The sequence below is a fragment of the Herpetosiphon sp. NSE202 genome, from assembly GCF_042688385.1.
In the GTDB taxonomy this organism is placed as follows: Bacteria; Chloroflexota; Chloroflexia; order Chloroflexales; family Herpetosiphonaceae; genus Herpetosiphon.
This window is the reverse complement of sequence record NZ_JBHUPY010000011.1, coordinates 185,265-197,664: the sequence shown is the minus strand read 5'-3', so window position 1 is coordinate 197,664 and position 12,400 is coordinate 185,265. Positions and strand designations below refer to the sequence as shown.

Here is a 12,400-nt window from a genome sequence, read left to right as displayed (position 1 = left end):
TCCTTCGCTAGGCTTCCAAGCTACGGCGAATCAGATCAAGCGCCGCAGTGGTGATAAAGCCTAAAGCATCGTCGCTTTTCAACTCAACCCGTCGGGTAAAGCTGCGTTGCAAATCTTTGCCCACCAACACAATGCACACATCGGTAAAGCCATCGGCCCCAATTTGGGCTGGCACTGCTGCAATGCCATAGCTTGCTTGCCAACTGTTGCGTACCGTATTGGCCCCGGCAATTGCCAACGATTCTGCTGCTTCGCGATCAACCGCTTGATCGAGTGGGTGGATGGTTACGCCGCGCAAAGCTTGGGCCAAATCGGGCTTGGCCGAACGCAGCCCATTGTAGATTGGTGCGCCGCGCAAGCCTTCGTAAATTGCCAAACTAGCTGATTGTTGTTGCAACCGGCGCAATACATGCGCTGCCAAGCCATCGCGATCCATCAAAAAGCGCTCAAGGCGACGCGAAACTTCGGCAGCGCAGGCTTCAATATCGGCCTCAACTTGGGCCGGATCTTCGCCATGAGCCGAAATTCGCACCTCGTATTGGGCGGCTTTGGCCGAAATCCCAACCGTTGGATAGGCCGCTTGCATTAGATCGGCGATAAGCTCGCCAGCTTCAGCCTCGCTTGTGCCACTCAGCCAGATCGAACGCACCAACAAAACCGATTTTAGGCCACGCTCGTTGCGCAAGAAGGGCAATAATTCAGTTTCAACCAGAAACTTCATCTCGCTTGGTACGCCAGGAAAGACCATCAACGCGCGTGCGCCTTCGTCGATGATGAATGATGGTGCCGTGCCACGAGCATTGGGCACAGGCCGCGCGCCCATCGGCACAAAGGCTTGTTGGCGATTGCTCTCGCTCATCGTGCGCCCAAACGAGCGGAAGCGCGCTTCGATGCCAGCAAACAGCTCTTGGTGAAACTCCAAGGGGCGTTTGGTGGCTTGGGCAACGGCTTCGCGGGTTAGATCGTCGGCGGTTGGGCCAAGCCCACCAGTGCACAGCACCAACGAGCTACGTTGCCATGCCGCCGCGATGACCTCGGTGATTGCGCCAATGTCGTCGGCAACCAAGGTGACTCGTTGCACTTCAACCCCAACGGTAGCGAGCGTTCGCGCCAACCAAGCGCTATTGGTATCGACGGTTGTGCCGAGGGTCAATTCGGTGCCGATTGCAATTAATTCAGCTTGCATTGTGCTACTCGCTAGGCAATCGTTGTTTGATCAGGGGCTGGCACACGTTCGTGGAATTCAGTCCAAAGCTCTTTTTCCCGTTGAACCACGGCGGCTTTGGCCGAGGCGATGGCACTTTTGACGTTGACTTGGAGCGAACCCAACGCGCCTTCTTCTTCATCGCGGTTGGCCAGCACAAATGAGGCTGCCAAGCCAGCACCAACGCCGACAATTAGGCCGAAAACGAATTTCATGAGCGGTTTCCTCACACTAGGCAGAGCAAATTCTGGGGTTATTATACGGTGGAATGAGGCTTAAAACAATGCAGCGCCCGAAGGCGCTGACTGTGTGGAGCGGGAAACGAGACTCGAACTCGCGACCTTCTCCTTGGCAAGGAGATGCTCTACCAACTGAGCTATTCCCGCGATTTAGTTGTGAGGATGTGGTTGGTGGGGACGGAGAGACTCGAACTCTCACGTCTAGGACACTTGCTCCTAAGGCAAGCGCGTCTGCCAATTCCGCCACGTCCCCGTAGCGAGGAGGAGTATAGCATAGCTGTTGGAAAATTGCAAATGCGAGGATTTCCCTCACCTCAACCCCTCTCCCGTCCAACGGGCGAGGGGCTTTAAGCCGTGGTTCTTGCAAAAATCCTTGGTAAAATGGGTGCTCCCCCTCGCCCGCGTCTAGTGGGAGAGGGGGCTGGGGGGGTGAGGGAATTCTACTCAATCTCAACTGTGCCTAATTCGATGTAATTGGCTCCATGCTGGGCAGTGCTGGCAGTTACGGGCAAGCGCTGAGCCTCAGTCTCAGTAATCGTCGGATTATACCAGCCAAGCACAACTAAATAGCGACCTTTGGCCATGGTTTTGGGCAAGGGTACTGCCACTTGATCATGAATTGCTTGGTTGGCTTGCCAGCGACTGGTGGGCAGCCCGCCATTCAAGGGCATGGTATCGACTTGGGCGGCAACTGGCGCGCCCAAGGCTGGCACCAAATGAATGAACAAGCGATAATCGTTGGTTAAAGCGCTGCTGGTGCGCCACGCCAATTGCACCGGCAACGTGCCGCCCGCCTGATAGCCAGCAGGCCAAGCCTGAAATTGATAGCCTTCGAGTTGTAGGCTGTTATTCCACGTGGCTGTGGCCGAAGCGGGAATTGGCCACGTGCCAACTAAGGCCAAATTCTCCACTTGCATTGGGCGGGGAAAGCTTTGGCACAAAATCCGTAGCGCATTAAATTCCCAATATGGCAGATCGGTGCAACGCCATTTGTCGTTTAAATCAGCGGTCAGAAAATTAATTCCAACCTTGCCCATATCATCTTGGGGATATTGCGGGTTGGGCGGATCGATCGCTTTGGCATTTTCAGGGGCAATCAGCAGCCAACCACGGCGTTTGCCAGCCAACAGCGCCGCATAATCATTATCAAACTCGCCTTGATCGTAGCCAATTGCCCCGATGCGGCCAAAGCCACGGGCCACAGGCAAGGCATCGGGCGTAACGCGGCTGGCATAATAGTTATACAAAGTGGCAATATAGGGCGGCTGCACGATAATCACATCATCAGGGGCGACATGCTCAGCCAGACTTTGCAGCGCCCCGCGGTAATCTTCCTTGACGGCGTTGCCGCTCCAAATGCCATAAGGCTGCTGAAACACCAACCACGCGCTTAAGCCAACGATTGCCCCGAGGCTCGCCGTGTTGAGCCAGCGTTGTTGGGCAATTCCGGCCAAACCAAGCGCCAACATCAAGCAAAATAGCGGCAAGCTAAAACTGAGGTAGCGTGGCTCGTAGAGCGGCGAGCCAGCCCCAAGCACCGCCAAAAACAGCAGCACAGGTAAAAGCCACAAGCTTAAGATGATGTTTCGCCGTGGATGCCTCCATGTGAGCCATAAGCCGCTGGCGAGTGCCAAGCCCACTGGCAACAAGCGCCAAGCCAAATCGCTGCTTGAGCGATCAAAACTGAGGCGGCCTAGCAACAGCCATGCCGCTTGCAGCACGCCAATTGTGCGGCCAATCGGTGGTGCATTTGGGTCTTGGCGCAGGCCAAAACGAATGCCAACCACAAAGCCAAGGCTCAGCAAGCCAAAGCCAAGCCAGAACCACTTTTGCCAAGCGGTTTGCCTGAAATGGAGCGCCAAAACCAAAACTTGCCCCAAAACTTGCAATAATGCCAAACGATGCAAACTGAGACACAGCACCACGCTGGCCAACCACAGCCAAACATTCCGCTTCTGAAGCTGATCAAGCAGATCGAGCAAGCGCAAATTTGACCACAACACCGCCGCCATTAACATGCTATAGACTTTGGCATCTTGGCTTTGCCACAAGCCAAAAGGATTAATTGCCAGCAGCCCAGCCGCAACCCATGCGACGGTGGGTGTGCTCAAGCGCGCCGCAAAGTGATAGAGCAACCCGACCGCCAAAGCTCCAGCAATGGCTGAAGGCGCACGCAACGCCAATTCACTATCGCCAAAGATGCTTACCCAAGCCTTGATCAGCAAGTGATAGAGCGGGTAGCTCTGGCGTGGGCTTAACAGATCGCCGAATAAGCTGGGCCAAGACCGACCAGTAGCTTCGCTCCACGTACCGCCCTCGTCGAGCCACAAACTTTGGCTGCTTAGGCGGAAGAAGCGTAAGCCAAGGGCAACGATCAAAAGGCCAAAACTGATTAATCGGGCTGATTGCTTGTGCATAGCGTGCTCTATAATCTTTAACAAATATGAATGGCGGCGGTGATTTGGGCTTGAACAGCAAAAAGCACCAAGCCAGCGAGCTTAGTGCTTGATTGATTGCTGCGGAGCACGCCGTTAAGCGGTCAGTTGCTCGATGCCGCTTGCTTCGTCATCTGCGATTGTAAACAGCGTATCGAAGCGCGTTTTGCGGAAAACCTCAGCAATTTGGACTTGCAAACCAAATAGCATCAAATTTTGGCCACGACTTTGCTGATCTTTCAAATTCATCATGAGCATGCGCAAGGCCAAGCTTGCGGCAAAATCAACTTTGCTCACATCGACCAAGACAGGCCCATTGTGATCGGCAATCGTTTTGGCAAACGGTTCTTCAAGCTCACGGACTGCGGCAGCGTCCATGCGCGCAGGCAAGCGCACGATCAAGACCTTACCATTGGTTTCTTGGATGAGTTCAGCCATACGAAATCTCCCTATAGTTGTCGTTCAAAAGACAGCAGGAAACAAGCGTCATTATACACTGAAGCGCGGGTCTATCACAGAGGATTCTGGCCAAATTGCGTTTTTGGGCTTGTTAAAGGCACATTGACGCTTTTTTGAGCGGGCTTTATAATGCGTAGCGCTTAATGCAACTTCACTTCTTCGCAGGAGGCTGCTCGGTGTACTTTACACAAAACGATCCCCCGATTCTTTTCCCTTCGTGGGTAGCAGGTTTGTTGGTTGTTTGGATTGCGGTTTTAGTGGGAGCCATTTTCTGGCTACGCTCGCTGCCACCAAAAAATCCGTCGCGTTTGGCGTTTCGCAAGCGCACCAGCAACGGCCTGTTGATCATCGCCGGGATTGGGATCGTGCAGTTTCTGGCGCGTTGGCTGAAGATCGACGTAGTTGAGTGGCGCTTGTGGGGCTATGTTTTATTTGTCGCATTGATTGGTTTCGGGCTGTATTCTTGGCAGTATGCCCGTTCAACCTTGCCAGCTTTGGTTGCCCAAACCGGCAAAGTTAAATCCAATTATGCTAAGAGCCGCGCTGCTGCTGCCAGTAGCAATGTCAAGGCTGGCGCTGATGGTGTTGCAAGCGAACCCGCTGCACCACGCCTCCCCAAGCCAATTGCAACCACTGGTCGTCGTGACGCACGCCGCTCCAAGAAACGCAAATAATTCGCTCTGTTGGCAACAATTAAACACTGGCTCTGCTTTGCAGGCTGGTGTTTTTGTTTTTTAGCGTGAGGCAAAAGTCAAAAATCAAAAGGCAGAAATCAGCAAGAACATAGAGCATAGATGTACTAGTTCATTTGATTGGCAACCGTTTTCCCTCACCCCCCAGCCCCCTCTCCCACTGCACGCGGGCGAGGGGGAGTACCGTTTTTACCAACGAATTGTGGCAGAACCACAGCGTTAAAGCCCCTCGCCCAGTGGATGGGAGAGGGGTTGGGGTGAGGGGATCAGGCAGTGGTTAACCTGATGTACCAATACACATAGAACATAGGGATGAATGGCTATGGGCTATCGGAAGATTTTTTCGTGGAATTCGTGGCTAAAAATACGGTTCTGATGCCCAAGCAATCGTTTCGCCACCCTTCCGTCCCTCCGCCGGAGGGAAACGCCGGGGGTTTTCATCCCCCAGCACCCCCTAATATTTATTTTGTGGAATGTTTCTGGGTTGTTTTTTCCCCCGATAGCCAATAGCCAAAAGCCAATAGCCATGGTTCCTCTGCGCATCTGCGTTAAAATTCTCTTTGTGCAATTCGTGCAATTCGTGGCTAAAAACTTAACTTTCGCGCCCTTCGTGTTCTTGGCGGTTTCGTTCCTCGGCTCCCTGTTCCCTTGGCCCTGACAGCTGAACCCTGGCCAATCAATCGTAGAAACGAAAGAAACAGGTATACTACTAGTCTACTTAAGGAGCAACAATGAATCCATATACCGATCCGTCGCGGGTGCGCGGCGCGTTAAATAGCATTGGGGTGCGCCCAAGCAAAAGCATGGGCCAGAATTTTTTGGTCGATCCAACGCCGTTGAAATTGGCGTTGGAGCATGCCGATGTGAATGCCAATGATGTGGTGATTGAGGTTGGCCCAGGCTTGGGCGTGCTCACCTGGGAGCTGCTGAATGCCGCTGGCCAGGTGATTAGCGTTGAGCTTGATACGCGCTTGGCCGGACGTTTACGCACTGAGTTTGCCGACCGCCCGCTGACAATTGTCGAAAGCGATGTGCTGGAATTGGCTCCCAGTGCGATGTTGGCTGCTGCTGGCTTGCCCGCCGACACGCCCTACAAACTGGTGGCCAATATTCCATATGCAATTACTTCGCCGTTGTTGCGCCATTTTCTCGAAGGCGATAGCCCGCCAAGCTTGATGATGGTGCTGATGCAGTGGGAAGTTGCCGATCGGATTACCGCTAAACCAGGCGATCTGAGCATTTTGGCGCATAGCGTGCAACTCTACGCAACTGCTGAGATTGTGGCTCGCGTGCCAGCCGCTTCGTTCTTGCCACCGCCAGCGGTCGATTCGGCTTTAGTGCTGATGCGCCGCCGCCCAACCAACGCCGTGCCGACCAATCCCAAAGCCTTGTTCAAGGTCATTCGGGCTGGGTTTAGCCAAGCTCGCAAAAAGCTGATCAATTCGTTGGCTGGTGGTTTGGCTGGTCAAGGCTATAACAAAGAGCAAGTGTTGGCGGCAATTAGCGCAGCGGGGATTGACCCAAATCTACGGGCCGAGGTGTTGACCTTGGATCAATGGGCGACATTAACTGATACCCTAGGCATGGCTACCAAATAATTAAGCCGCGTTGCGCGCCGACGCGAATTGCTTCGGTGCGCGAAGCCACATCCAATTTGCTGAGCAAGGCTGAAACATGGAATTTGACTGTGTGTTCGCTAATCACCAAGCGCTGAGCAATTTGGCGGTTGGTCAGGCCTTCAGCCAAGAGTTGCAGCACTTCATGCTCACGCTCGCTGAGCACAGTATCCAAGGGTTCTGGTTGGGGCGGGGTATGAATTTGGGCCAAAATTGTGGGCGAGAGCACGCACAACCCAAGCTGCAACGCCTGCAAGCTAGCCCAAATTTCCTGCGGATAAGCATCGGTTGTTACCACACCCCAAGCCCGTTGCTGCGGCGTGGGATGTGGTAATTCTTGGCTAATCAGCAAGATCGCAGGCTGATCGGTGATGTGGTGCAAAAGCAAGGGCAAGGCTTGATCATCAAGCAAAATCACGACATCGACGTTTCCCAAATGGTCGAGCAATGATTCGATGTTCGGCGCTGCCGCTACAATTTCTGCCTCGTACTCGGCCAAAACGCTGCGCATACCCGCGCGCGTTAGCGTTGTGCCACCAATCAACATGAGTTTTAATGCTGGTTCGCTCAAAGGCTATTTCGCTCCAATGGTGATGTCGAGGTTTTGCAATTGACCAGCGCGTAGCACATCAAGCGCCACGGTCTTACCAGCCCGATCGCTTGCCAAGAGCATTTGTAAATCGCGTGGCTCGCCAAGCTCATGGCCATCTAAGCCAACCAAAATATCGCCAACCAACAAACCAGCTTGATGGGCTGGGCTATCGGCTTCGACGCTGACTACTAGCAAACCAGTGGCTTGATTGCGGCCTGCGCGTTGGTTTTCGGGCAAATTAACAGTTTGGCTGGCAATTCCGATAAACCCGCGCCGCACTTGGCCATGATTCAGCAAGGTATCGGCCACGCTGGTCAGCACTGCCACCGGAATCGCAATTGGTTCGCCACCAGCAAAGCCCGAGGTAAACAAGCCAACAATTTCGCCTTGAACATTGACCAAGCCGCCACCAGAGAAGCCTGGATATGGCGTGGCATCAGTGCGTAAATATTGGGCCAACGTGCCACGGCGGGTTGGAACTGGGCCGCCAATCGCGTTAATAATGCCAAAGCTTGCTTGTACGCTGCTTGGCCGACCAACTGCCAAGGCCAATTGACCAACCCGTGGCTCGGTTTTGGCCAATGCTGCGGGAGTAAAATTGGCGTTTGGTACGCGCAACAACGCCACATCGCTGCTTGGGTCGCGCCCAACCACATGGGCTTGATATTCAGCGCCATCTGGCCCAACCACCTTGATATGCTCATCGCGTTGAATGACATGATCGGCGGTCAGCACCAAATCTGCTTGCCAAACGATGCCGCTGGCACTTTGGCGACGGCGGGCGTAGATCGTCACAATCCCTGCGCCAGCGTGTTCAACTGCATCGGCCAGTTCGCTCGAAAATTCCTGTAAACTCATACAGCCTCCTAAATTTAGTAACTGCTGAGCAGTATAGCCCTGCCTAGCGGCCTTGAGATCAGCCGAGTAGCGAGGTTCTGACCTAGCCAAACGACTAGTTGCTTGGGCCAGAACGCGGTACAATAGTTATGAAGCTGTCGTGAGGATAGCTAGAATTTCAAGCTGCACCCTGCTGGTGCCAACTTCATTGCGGAAGAAGAATTATGGTGTTATCGCTTGATCTACGACGCTACCGAAATATCGTCGTATTGACGGGGGCGGGAATTTCGGTTGCCTCAGGGGTGAGACCGTTTCGCGGCCCAAATGGGATTTGGAACGAATGGGATATTGAGCGCTGCGCCACGCGTACAGCCTTGGAACAATCTCCCCAGTTGGTTTGGCAAGCTTTTGGGCCATTACGCAAACAACTCCAAACTACTCAGCCCAACGCTGCCCATCGGGCCTTGGCTCGTTTTGAACAATCGCTGAGCAAGCATCAACGCTTTACGCTAATTACCCAAAATATCGATGGCCTGCATCAAATGGCTGGCACACGCAATTTGGTCGAGTTTCATGGCAGTTTACGTCAAAGCCGTTGCAGCGACGATGCTTGTGAACAGCCAAGCTTTGTCGATCAGCGCGCGCATACCGAAACGCTGCCAACCTGCCCAACCTGCGGCAAGCCATTGCGCCCAGATATTGTGCTGTTTGAGGAATCAATTCCGACGTGGGCCGAAGCTCACGCCAAACGTAGCCTCCGTGAATGCGATTTCTTTTTGGCGGTTGGCACATCGGGAACGGTGTTTCCAGCCGCAGCGTTTGCACGTACAGCCCAAATGCTGGGCGCTCGCACAATGTTGGTCAACTTAGAGCCGCATGCCGAAGCCGATTCGGCGTTTGAAGAACAGCAGATTGGCCGCGCCGAGGAGCTGTTGCCGACCTTGCTAGGAGTTGCCTAGCTGAATCGTGACTGGCAATTGTTCAACCGCTGAGGTGCAGTAACCTTTGCTGCTACAGAGCATAAAACTCAGCAAAATTTGCTGATTAGGCTGTTGGGCATCAAGCTCAACAGGCATGCGCAAGGTTACTGGCCCCGCTGGGTAAATCAACAATGGCTTGGCGGTTTGCAGGGTTGGGTCTGGCGCTGCAATTGCATCGGCGATAATTGGCCCAACCGAGCGCAATTGGCCTGCTTGGGGTAGCTCAAGCAAGGTTGGCCGACCCATGCCATCAACGCCGTTGCGCGGCAAATCTTTGGAATACAAGTGTAAATGCGGTTCTTTGGGTTGGTAGGTTGCCGCCAAAATGATTTGGTTGGCACTATCACGCTCTAAGCGCAATTCAACCTGAGCGTACTGGCTATCGACAGTTTCCAACACCTCGAGCACCTGATAGGGTGCTTGGGGCGTGGCGATCTCTGGGCCACAACTTGCCAGCAAGAAGATTAATCCCAACCAAATCATTTTGCGCATTTAGTTAATCTCCGCTTTGAGCATTTTTATGCCATTCCACACATGCCAAACCACCGTGTGCTCAGGGTATTGGCGGCGATTGGCCGCGCTGATTGGCTGGCCTAAGCGGGTCATTCTGCCTTGGCGATCAACCGGACGGCGGCCAACCACGGGCGCTGCTTCCGAACGCGGCGCAGGAAAATAGCTCTGGCCAATTGGCACTGGCGTATGAAATTGCCAATTGCCCAAAGCTGCATAATCAACGTTCAAAACATACAAACTATAATAATCGGTTTCGAGGCCTTCGCGCTGACATTTGGCGCAACCGCCGGTTGTCTCTGCATATTCTACAGGCGAAAGATTGGCCTTGCGCGCCTGAGCACGGCAATTCTCACATAGCCAAATCCGCGTTTTCGGCGTTGGGCCTTCGAGAATCCCCAAGCTAACCGAGGGCGATTGGCTGAGATACAGCGTTTGAATCGCCCGCTCTTTAAGCAAATAGAGTGATTGCGCCCGATCAAAGGCGCTCAGCTCTTCGCGGCTTGGCGTGCGTTCGGCTTTGGGGTCAGTTTCGTAGAACGTGGCCCATTCATCAAGCAATTTCAACCAACGAGACAAACCGACAATCGGCGGTTCTTCAATGACAGTACTCAACGAGCCTCCTCAATCGAGCGGCGCAAACAAATCAACTAAATTTCCATCGGGATCAACGACAACTGCATAGCGCTGACCCCAAAATGCATCCCATGGCTCTTTGGAGCCAGCATAGCCTGCTGCCAAAATCTTAGCATAGAGTTCGTCAACTGCTGCAGGGCTGGCACATTTGAACGCCATGTTCATGCGATGGCCGCGTGGTTCTTCCCAATGCTCATGCAAACTCTTGATCAAGCTTTGGCTATCCCAGGCCAAGCGCATGCCGTTGGGCAAGGTTGTTTCAACATGATTTTCACCACCAGCATCGCTTGGCAAATCCAAATCGAACAAGCGATAAAAATTCAAGGCCTTGTCCATGTCGGCAACCACAATCCCAATCATATCAAACATTGGCTTCCTCCTGTAAACACAAACACATGTGCTATTATACAGCTTAAATAGCTTGGTTTGACAACCATTGTCTCGTCTCATCGATTGAGTTTTGCATTAATCAACTTCAATAAGCATAGTACTTTGGCTGTATTATCCTAGCCTAGTTGGCATTTTAAATTGATGCCAAAACAGCTATAGATTTTATGGATTAAGCAAAAATAATGCCTAAATTATTGCCAATGGTCATAGCATTATGCTAGTACCACCAGATTAGATATTTGATTGAGAGAATAAAGTACTAGCCAATTAATTGTTTATTGCCTTTTATCAGCGCATAATTGTTACCAAGAGTTTGCCTCATTCGGTTTCTTGGGAAGGATTATGCTCATGCAGCGGATAAAAATTGTGCCACTGATTATTGTTTTTTTGCAATTCTATGCAGTTATTCCTATCGCTGCTAAAAATGATACTTCATTGCAATTAACTATCGCCAATGAGCAACTTGATAGCGATAGCGATAGCCTAACCAATACTTGGGAAATTCAACATCAACTCAATCCCTATAGCGCGCTTGGCCCCGATGGCGCAGCAGGCGATCCCGATAACGATGGCTTGAGCAATGCCGCCGAGCAAATTCACACCACTAATCCGCGTAATCCCGATAGCGATGCTGATGGGATGGGCGATGGCTGGGAAGTTGGCTATGCGCTGAATCCAACCAACGCGGCTGGCGATGATGGCGCAACTGGCGATGCCGACCGCGATAACTTGACCAACCAAGAAGAATTATTCAGTTCAACCAATCCCCGCAATGTCGATACTGATGGCGATAGCTTGCGCGATGGCTGGGAAGTTGATCATCAATTGTCGCCGATTAGTTCGACTGGCTATCACGGCAGCGCCGGCGACCCCGATACCGATCAGCTCAGCAATCTGCAAGAGCAAACTGCCACCACCAACCCGCGCAATCCCGATAGTGATAGCGATGGTTTGCCCGATGGCTTAGAAATTGAGCATGGCACAAATCCCTTGGATTGTGAGCTTGACGCTGATGCTGATGGCTTGGAGAACCAAGCGGAATTGGCCTTGGCAACCAATCCATTTAGCGCTGACAGCGATAGCGATGGTTTGCCTGATGGCTGGGAAGTGGCGCAGCAACTCAATCCGCTCAGTAGCGCAGGTTTGCATGGCGCAAACGGCGATGGCGATGCTGATGGCTTGATTCAGCTCCACGAATATCAACACCAGACCAACCCACATCATGCCGATAGTGATGCCGATGGTTTGGGCGATGGCTGGGAAGTGCGCTCCAACTTGAATCCACTGAGTGCAGTTGGTAATGATGGCGCACATGCCGACCCTGATGGCGATTCGTTGAGCAATTTGGCTGAGCAAGGTTTTGCCACCAACCCGCGCAGTGCCGATAGCGATGGCGACCACTTGCCCGATGCTTGGGAACTGCAACAGCAGCTTGATCCCTTGCAAGCCAGCGCCGAATTTGGCACAGCTGGCGATCCTGATGCTGATGGCTTGAGCAATCTGGCCGAATATCGCAACAGCACCCGCCCATTGCTGGCCGATTGTGATGCAGATGGCATGACCGATGGCTGGGAAGTGCGCTATCTGCTTGACCCGCTTGATGGATTTGGTTTGAATGGGGCATCGGGCGATCCTGATGCTGATGGCTTGAGCAATGTGGTTGAATTTCAACGCCAAACCCACCCGTTGCAGGCCAGCTACCTCATGATGCTACCACTTGCCCAACATTCGTACTAACCTGGGTGCAGATTTGGCCCAAAACAGAGCGCTAGACCTAGTGAAATTGCTAGGTCTAGCGCTATTTAAACTT

The 12,400-nt window shown here is 52.8% G+C and carries 13 protein-coding genes and 2 tRNA genes; 4 read left to right on the top strand and 11 right to left on the bottom strand.

Going from position 1 to position 12,400, the window contains the following annotated elements; translation table 11 throughout:
* Positions 1-7 precede the first annotated feature (7 nt).
* From ACFMKP_RS14230 to ACFMKP_RS14205, 6 genes are all read right to left on the bottom strand, one after another.
* Positions 8-1,186, bottom strand: a complete 1,179-nt coding sequence (locus ACFMKP_RS14230; RefSeq protein WP_382292621.1) for a competence/damage-inducible protein A — start codon at positions 1,184-1,186, stop codon at positions 8-10.
* 11 nt (positions 1,187-1,197) lie between these two features.
* Positions 1,198-1,419, bottom strand: a complete 222-nt coding sequence (locus tag ACFMKP_RS14225; RefSeq protein ID WP_204755605.1) for a hypothetical protein — start codon at positions 1,417-1,419, stop codon at positions 1,198-1,200.
* Positions 1,420-1,514: 95 nt separating this feature from the next.
* A tRNA-Gly gene (locus ACFMKP_RS14220) sits at positions 1,515-1,590 on the bottom strand.
* A gap of 22 nt (positions 1,591-1,612) precedes the next feature.
* Positions 1,613-1,696: transfer RNA gene (locus ACFMKP_RS14215), tRNA-Leu, on the bottom strand.
* Between the two features lie 187 nt (positions 1,697-1,883).
* Complete coding sequence (locus tag ACFMKP_RS14210; RefSeq protein WP_382292620.1) at positions 1,884-3,860, bottom strand: glycosyltransferase family 39 protein; 1,977 nt, start codon at positions 3,858-3,860, stop codon at positions 1,884-1,886.
* Between the two features lie 114 nt (positions 3,861-3,974).
* A complete protein-coding gene (locus ACFMKP_RS14205; RefSeq protein WP_382292619.1) occupies positions 3,975-4,316 on the bottom strand; it encodes an STAS domain-containing protein in 342 nt (113 codons plus the stop codon).
* Between the two features lie 197 nt (positions 4,317-4,513).
* On the opposite strand from ACFMKP_RS14205, the gene ACFMKP_RS14200 reads away from it, so the two are divergent.
* On the top strand, positions 4,514-5,011 hold the full coding sequence (locus tag ACFMKP_RS14200; protein ID WP_054534659.1) for a hypothetical protein: 498 nt from the start codon (positions 4,514-4,516) through the stop codon (positions 5,009-5,011).
* 749 nt (positions 5,012-5,760) lie between these two features.
* Positions 5,761-6,627 carry a 16S rRNA (adenine(1518)-N(6)/adenine(1519)-N(6))-dimethyltransferase RsmA gene (rsmA, locus tag ACFMKP_RS14195; protein WP_382292618.1) on the top strand — a complete coding sequence of 289 codons (867 nt, stop codon included), beginning with the start codon at positions 5,761-5,763 and terminating at the stop codon, positions 6,625-6,627.
* Here the strand turns inward: rsmA and ACFMKP_RS14190 are convergent.
* Entirely contained in the window at positions 6,617-7,216 is a 600-nt protein-coding gene (locus tag ACFMKP_RS14190) for a response regulator transcription factor (RefSeq protein ID WP_382292617.1), read from the bottom strand. The two genes, rsmA and ACFMKP_RS14190, sit on opposite strands and share 11 nt — an antisense overlap.
* A 3-nt stretch (positions 7,217-7,219) precedes the next feature.
* A complete protein-coding gene (locus ACFMKP_RS14185) occupies positions 7,220-8,095 on the bottom strand; it encodes a S1C family serine protease (protein WP_382292616.1) in 876 nt (291 codons plus the stop codon).
* 203 nt (positions 8,096-8,298) lie between these two features.
* Here ACFMKP_RS14185 and ACFMKP_RS14180 point away from each other — a divergent pair, with 203 nt between their 5' ends.
* Entirely contained in the window at positions 8,299-9,033 is a 735-nt protein-coding gene (locus ACFMKP_RS14180; protein WP_382292615.1) for an NAD-dependent deacetylase, read from the top strand.
* Here ACFMKP_RS14180 and ACFMKP_RS14175 read toward each other — a convergent pair.
* The 3 genes from ACFMKP_RS14175 to ACFMKP_RS14165 are packed head-to-tail and all read right to left on the bottom strand — an operon-like array spanning position 9,019 to position 10,569.
* Entirely contained in the window at positions 9,019-9,546 is a 528-nt protein-coding gene (locus tag ACFMKP_RS14175; RefSeq protein WP_382292614.1) for a hypothetical protein, read from the bottom strand. The genes ACFMKP_RS14180 and ACFMKP_RS14175 overlap by 15 nt on opposite strands.
* Complete coding sequence (locus tag ACFMKP_RS14170) at positions 9,547-10,179, bottom strand: hypothetical protein (protein WP_382292613.1); 633 nt, start codon at positions 10,177-10,179, stop codon at positions 9,547-9,549.
* 9 nt (positions 10,180-10,188) lie between these two features.
* Positions 10,189-10,569, bottom strand: coding sequence for a VOC family protein (locus ACFMKP_RS14165; RefSeq protein WP_382292612.1), 381 nt, complete (start codon positions 10,567-10,569; stop codon positions 10,189-10,191).
* A 369-nt stretch (positions 10,570-10,938) separates the two neighbouring features.
* Here ACFMKP_RS14165 and ACFMKP_RS14160 point away from each other — a divergent pair, with 369 nt between their 5' ends.
* The gene (locus ACFMKP_RS14160) at positions 10,939-12,327 is read left to right on the top strand and encodes a hypothetical protein (RefSeq protein ID WP_382292611.1); all 1,389 of its coding nucleotides are present in this window, start codon (positions 10,939-10,941) and stop codon (positions 12,325-12,327) included.
* Positions 12,328-12,400 lie beyond the last annotated feature (73 nt).

Coding starts and splice junctions, on each gene's coding strand:
- ACFMKP_RS14180 (WP_382292615.1), top strand. CDS start 8,299: ATGGTGTTATCGCTTGATCTACGACGCTACCGAAATATCGTCGTATTG.
- ACFMKP_RS14230 (WP_382292621.1), bottom strand. CDS start 1,186: ATGCAAGCTGAATTAATTGCAATCGGCACCGAATTGACCCTCGGCACA.
- ACFMKP_RS14160 (WP_382292611.1), top strand. CDS start 10,939: ATGCAGCGGATAAAAATTGTGCCACTGATTATTGTTTTTTTGCAATTC.
- ACFMKP_RS14175 (WP_382292614.1), bottom strand. CDS start 9,546: ATGCGCAAAATGATTTGGTTGGGATTAATCTTCTTGCTGGCAAGTTGT.
- rsmA (WP_382292618.1), top strand. CDS start 5,761: ATGAATCCATATACCGATCCGTCGCGGGTGCGCGGCGCGTTAAATAGC.
- ACFMKP_RS14185 (WP_382292616.1), bottom strand. CDS start 8,095: ATGAGTTTACAGGAATTTTCGAGCGAACTGGCCGATGCAGTTGAACAC.
- ACFMKP_RS14165 (WP_382292612.1), bottom strand. CDS start 10,569: ATGTTTGATATGATTGGGATTGTGGTTGCCGACATGGACAAGGCCTTG.
- ACFMKP_RS14205 (WP_382292619.1), bottom strand. CDS start 4,316: ATGGCTGAACTCATCCAAGAAACCAATGGTAAGGTCTTGATCGTGCGC.
- ACFMKP_RS14225 (WP_204755605.1), bottom strand. CDS start 1,419: ATGAAATTCGTTTTCGGCCTAATTGTCGGCGTTGGTGCTGGCTTGGCA.
- ACFMKP_RS14210 (WP_382292620.1), bottom strand. CDS start 3,860: ATGCACAAGCAATCAGCCCGATTAATCAGTTTTGGCCTTTTGATCGTT.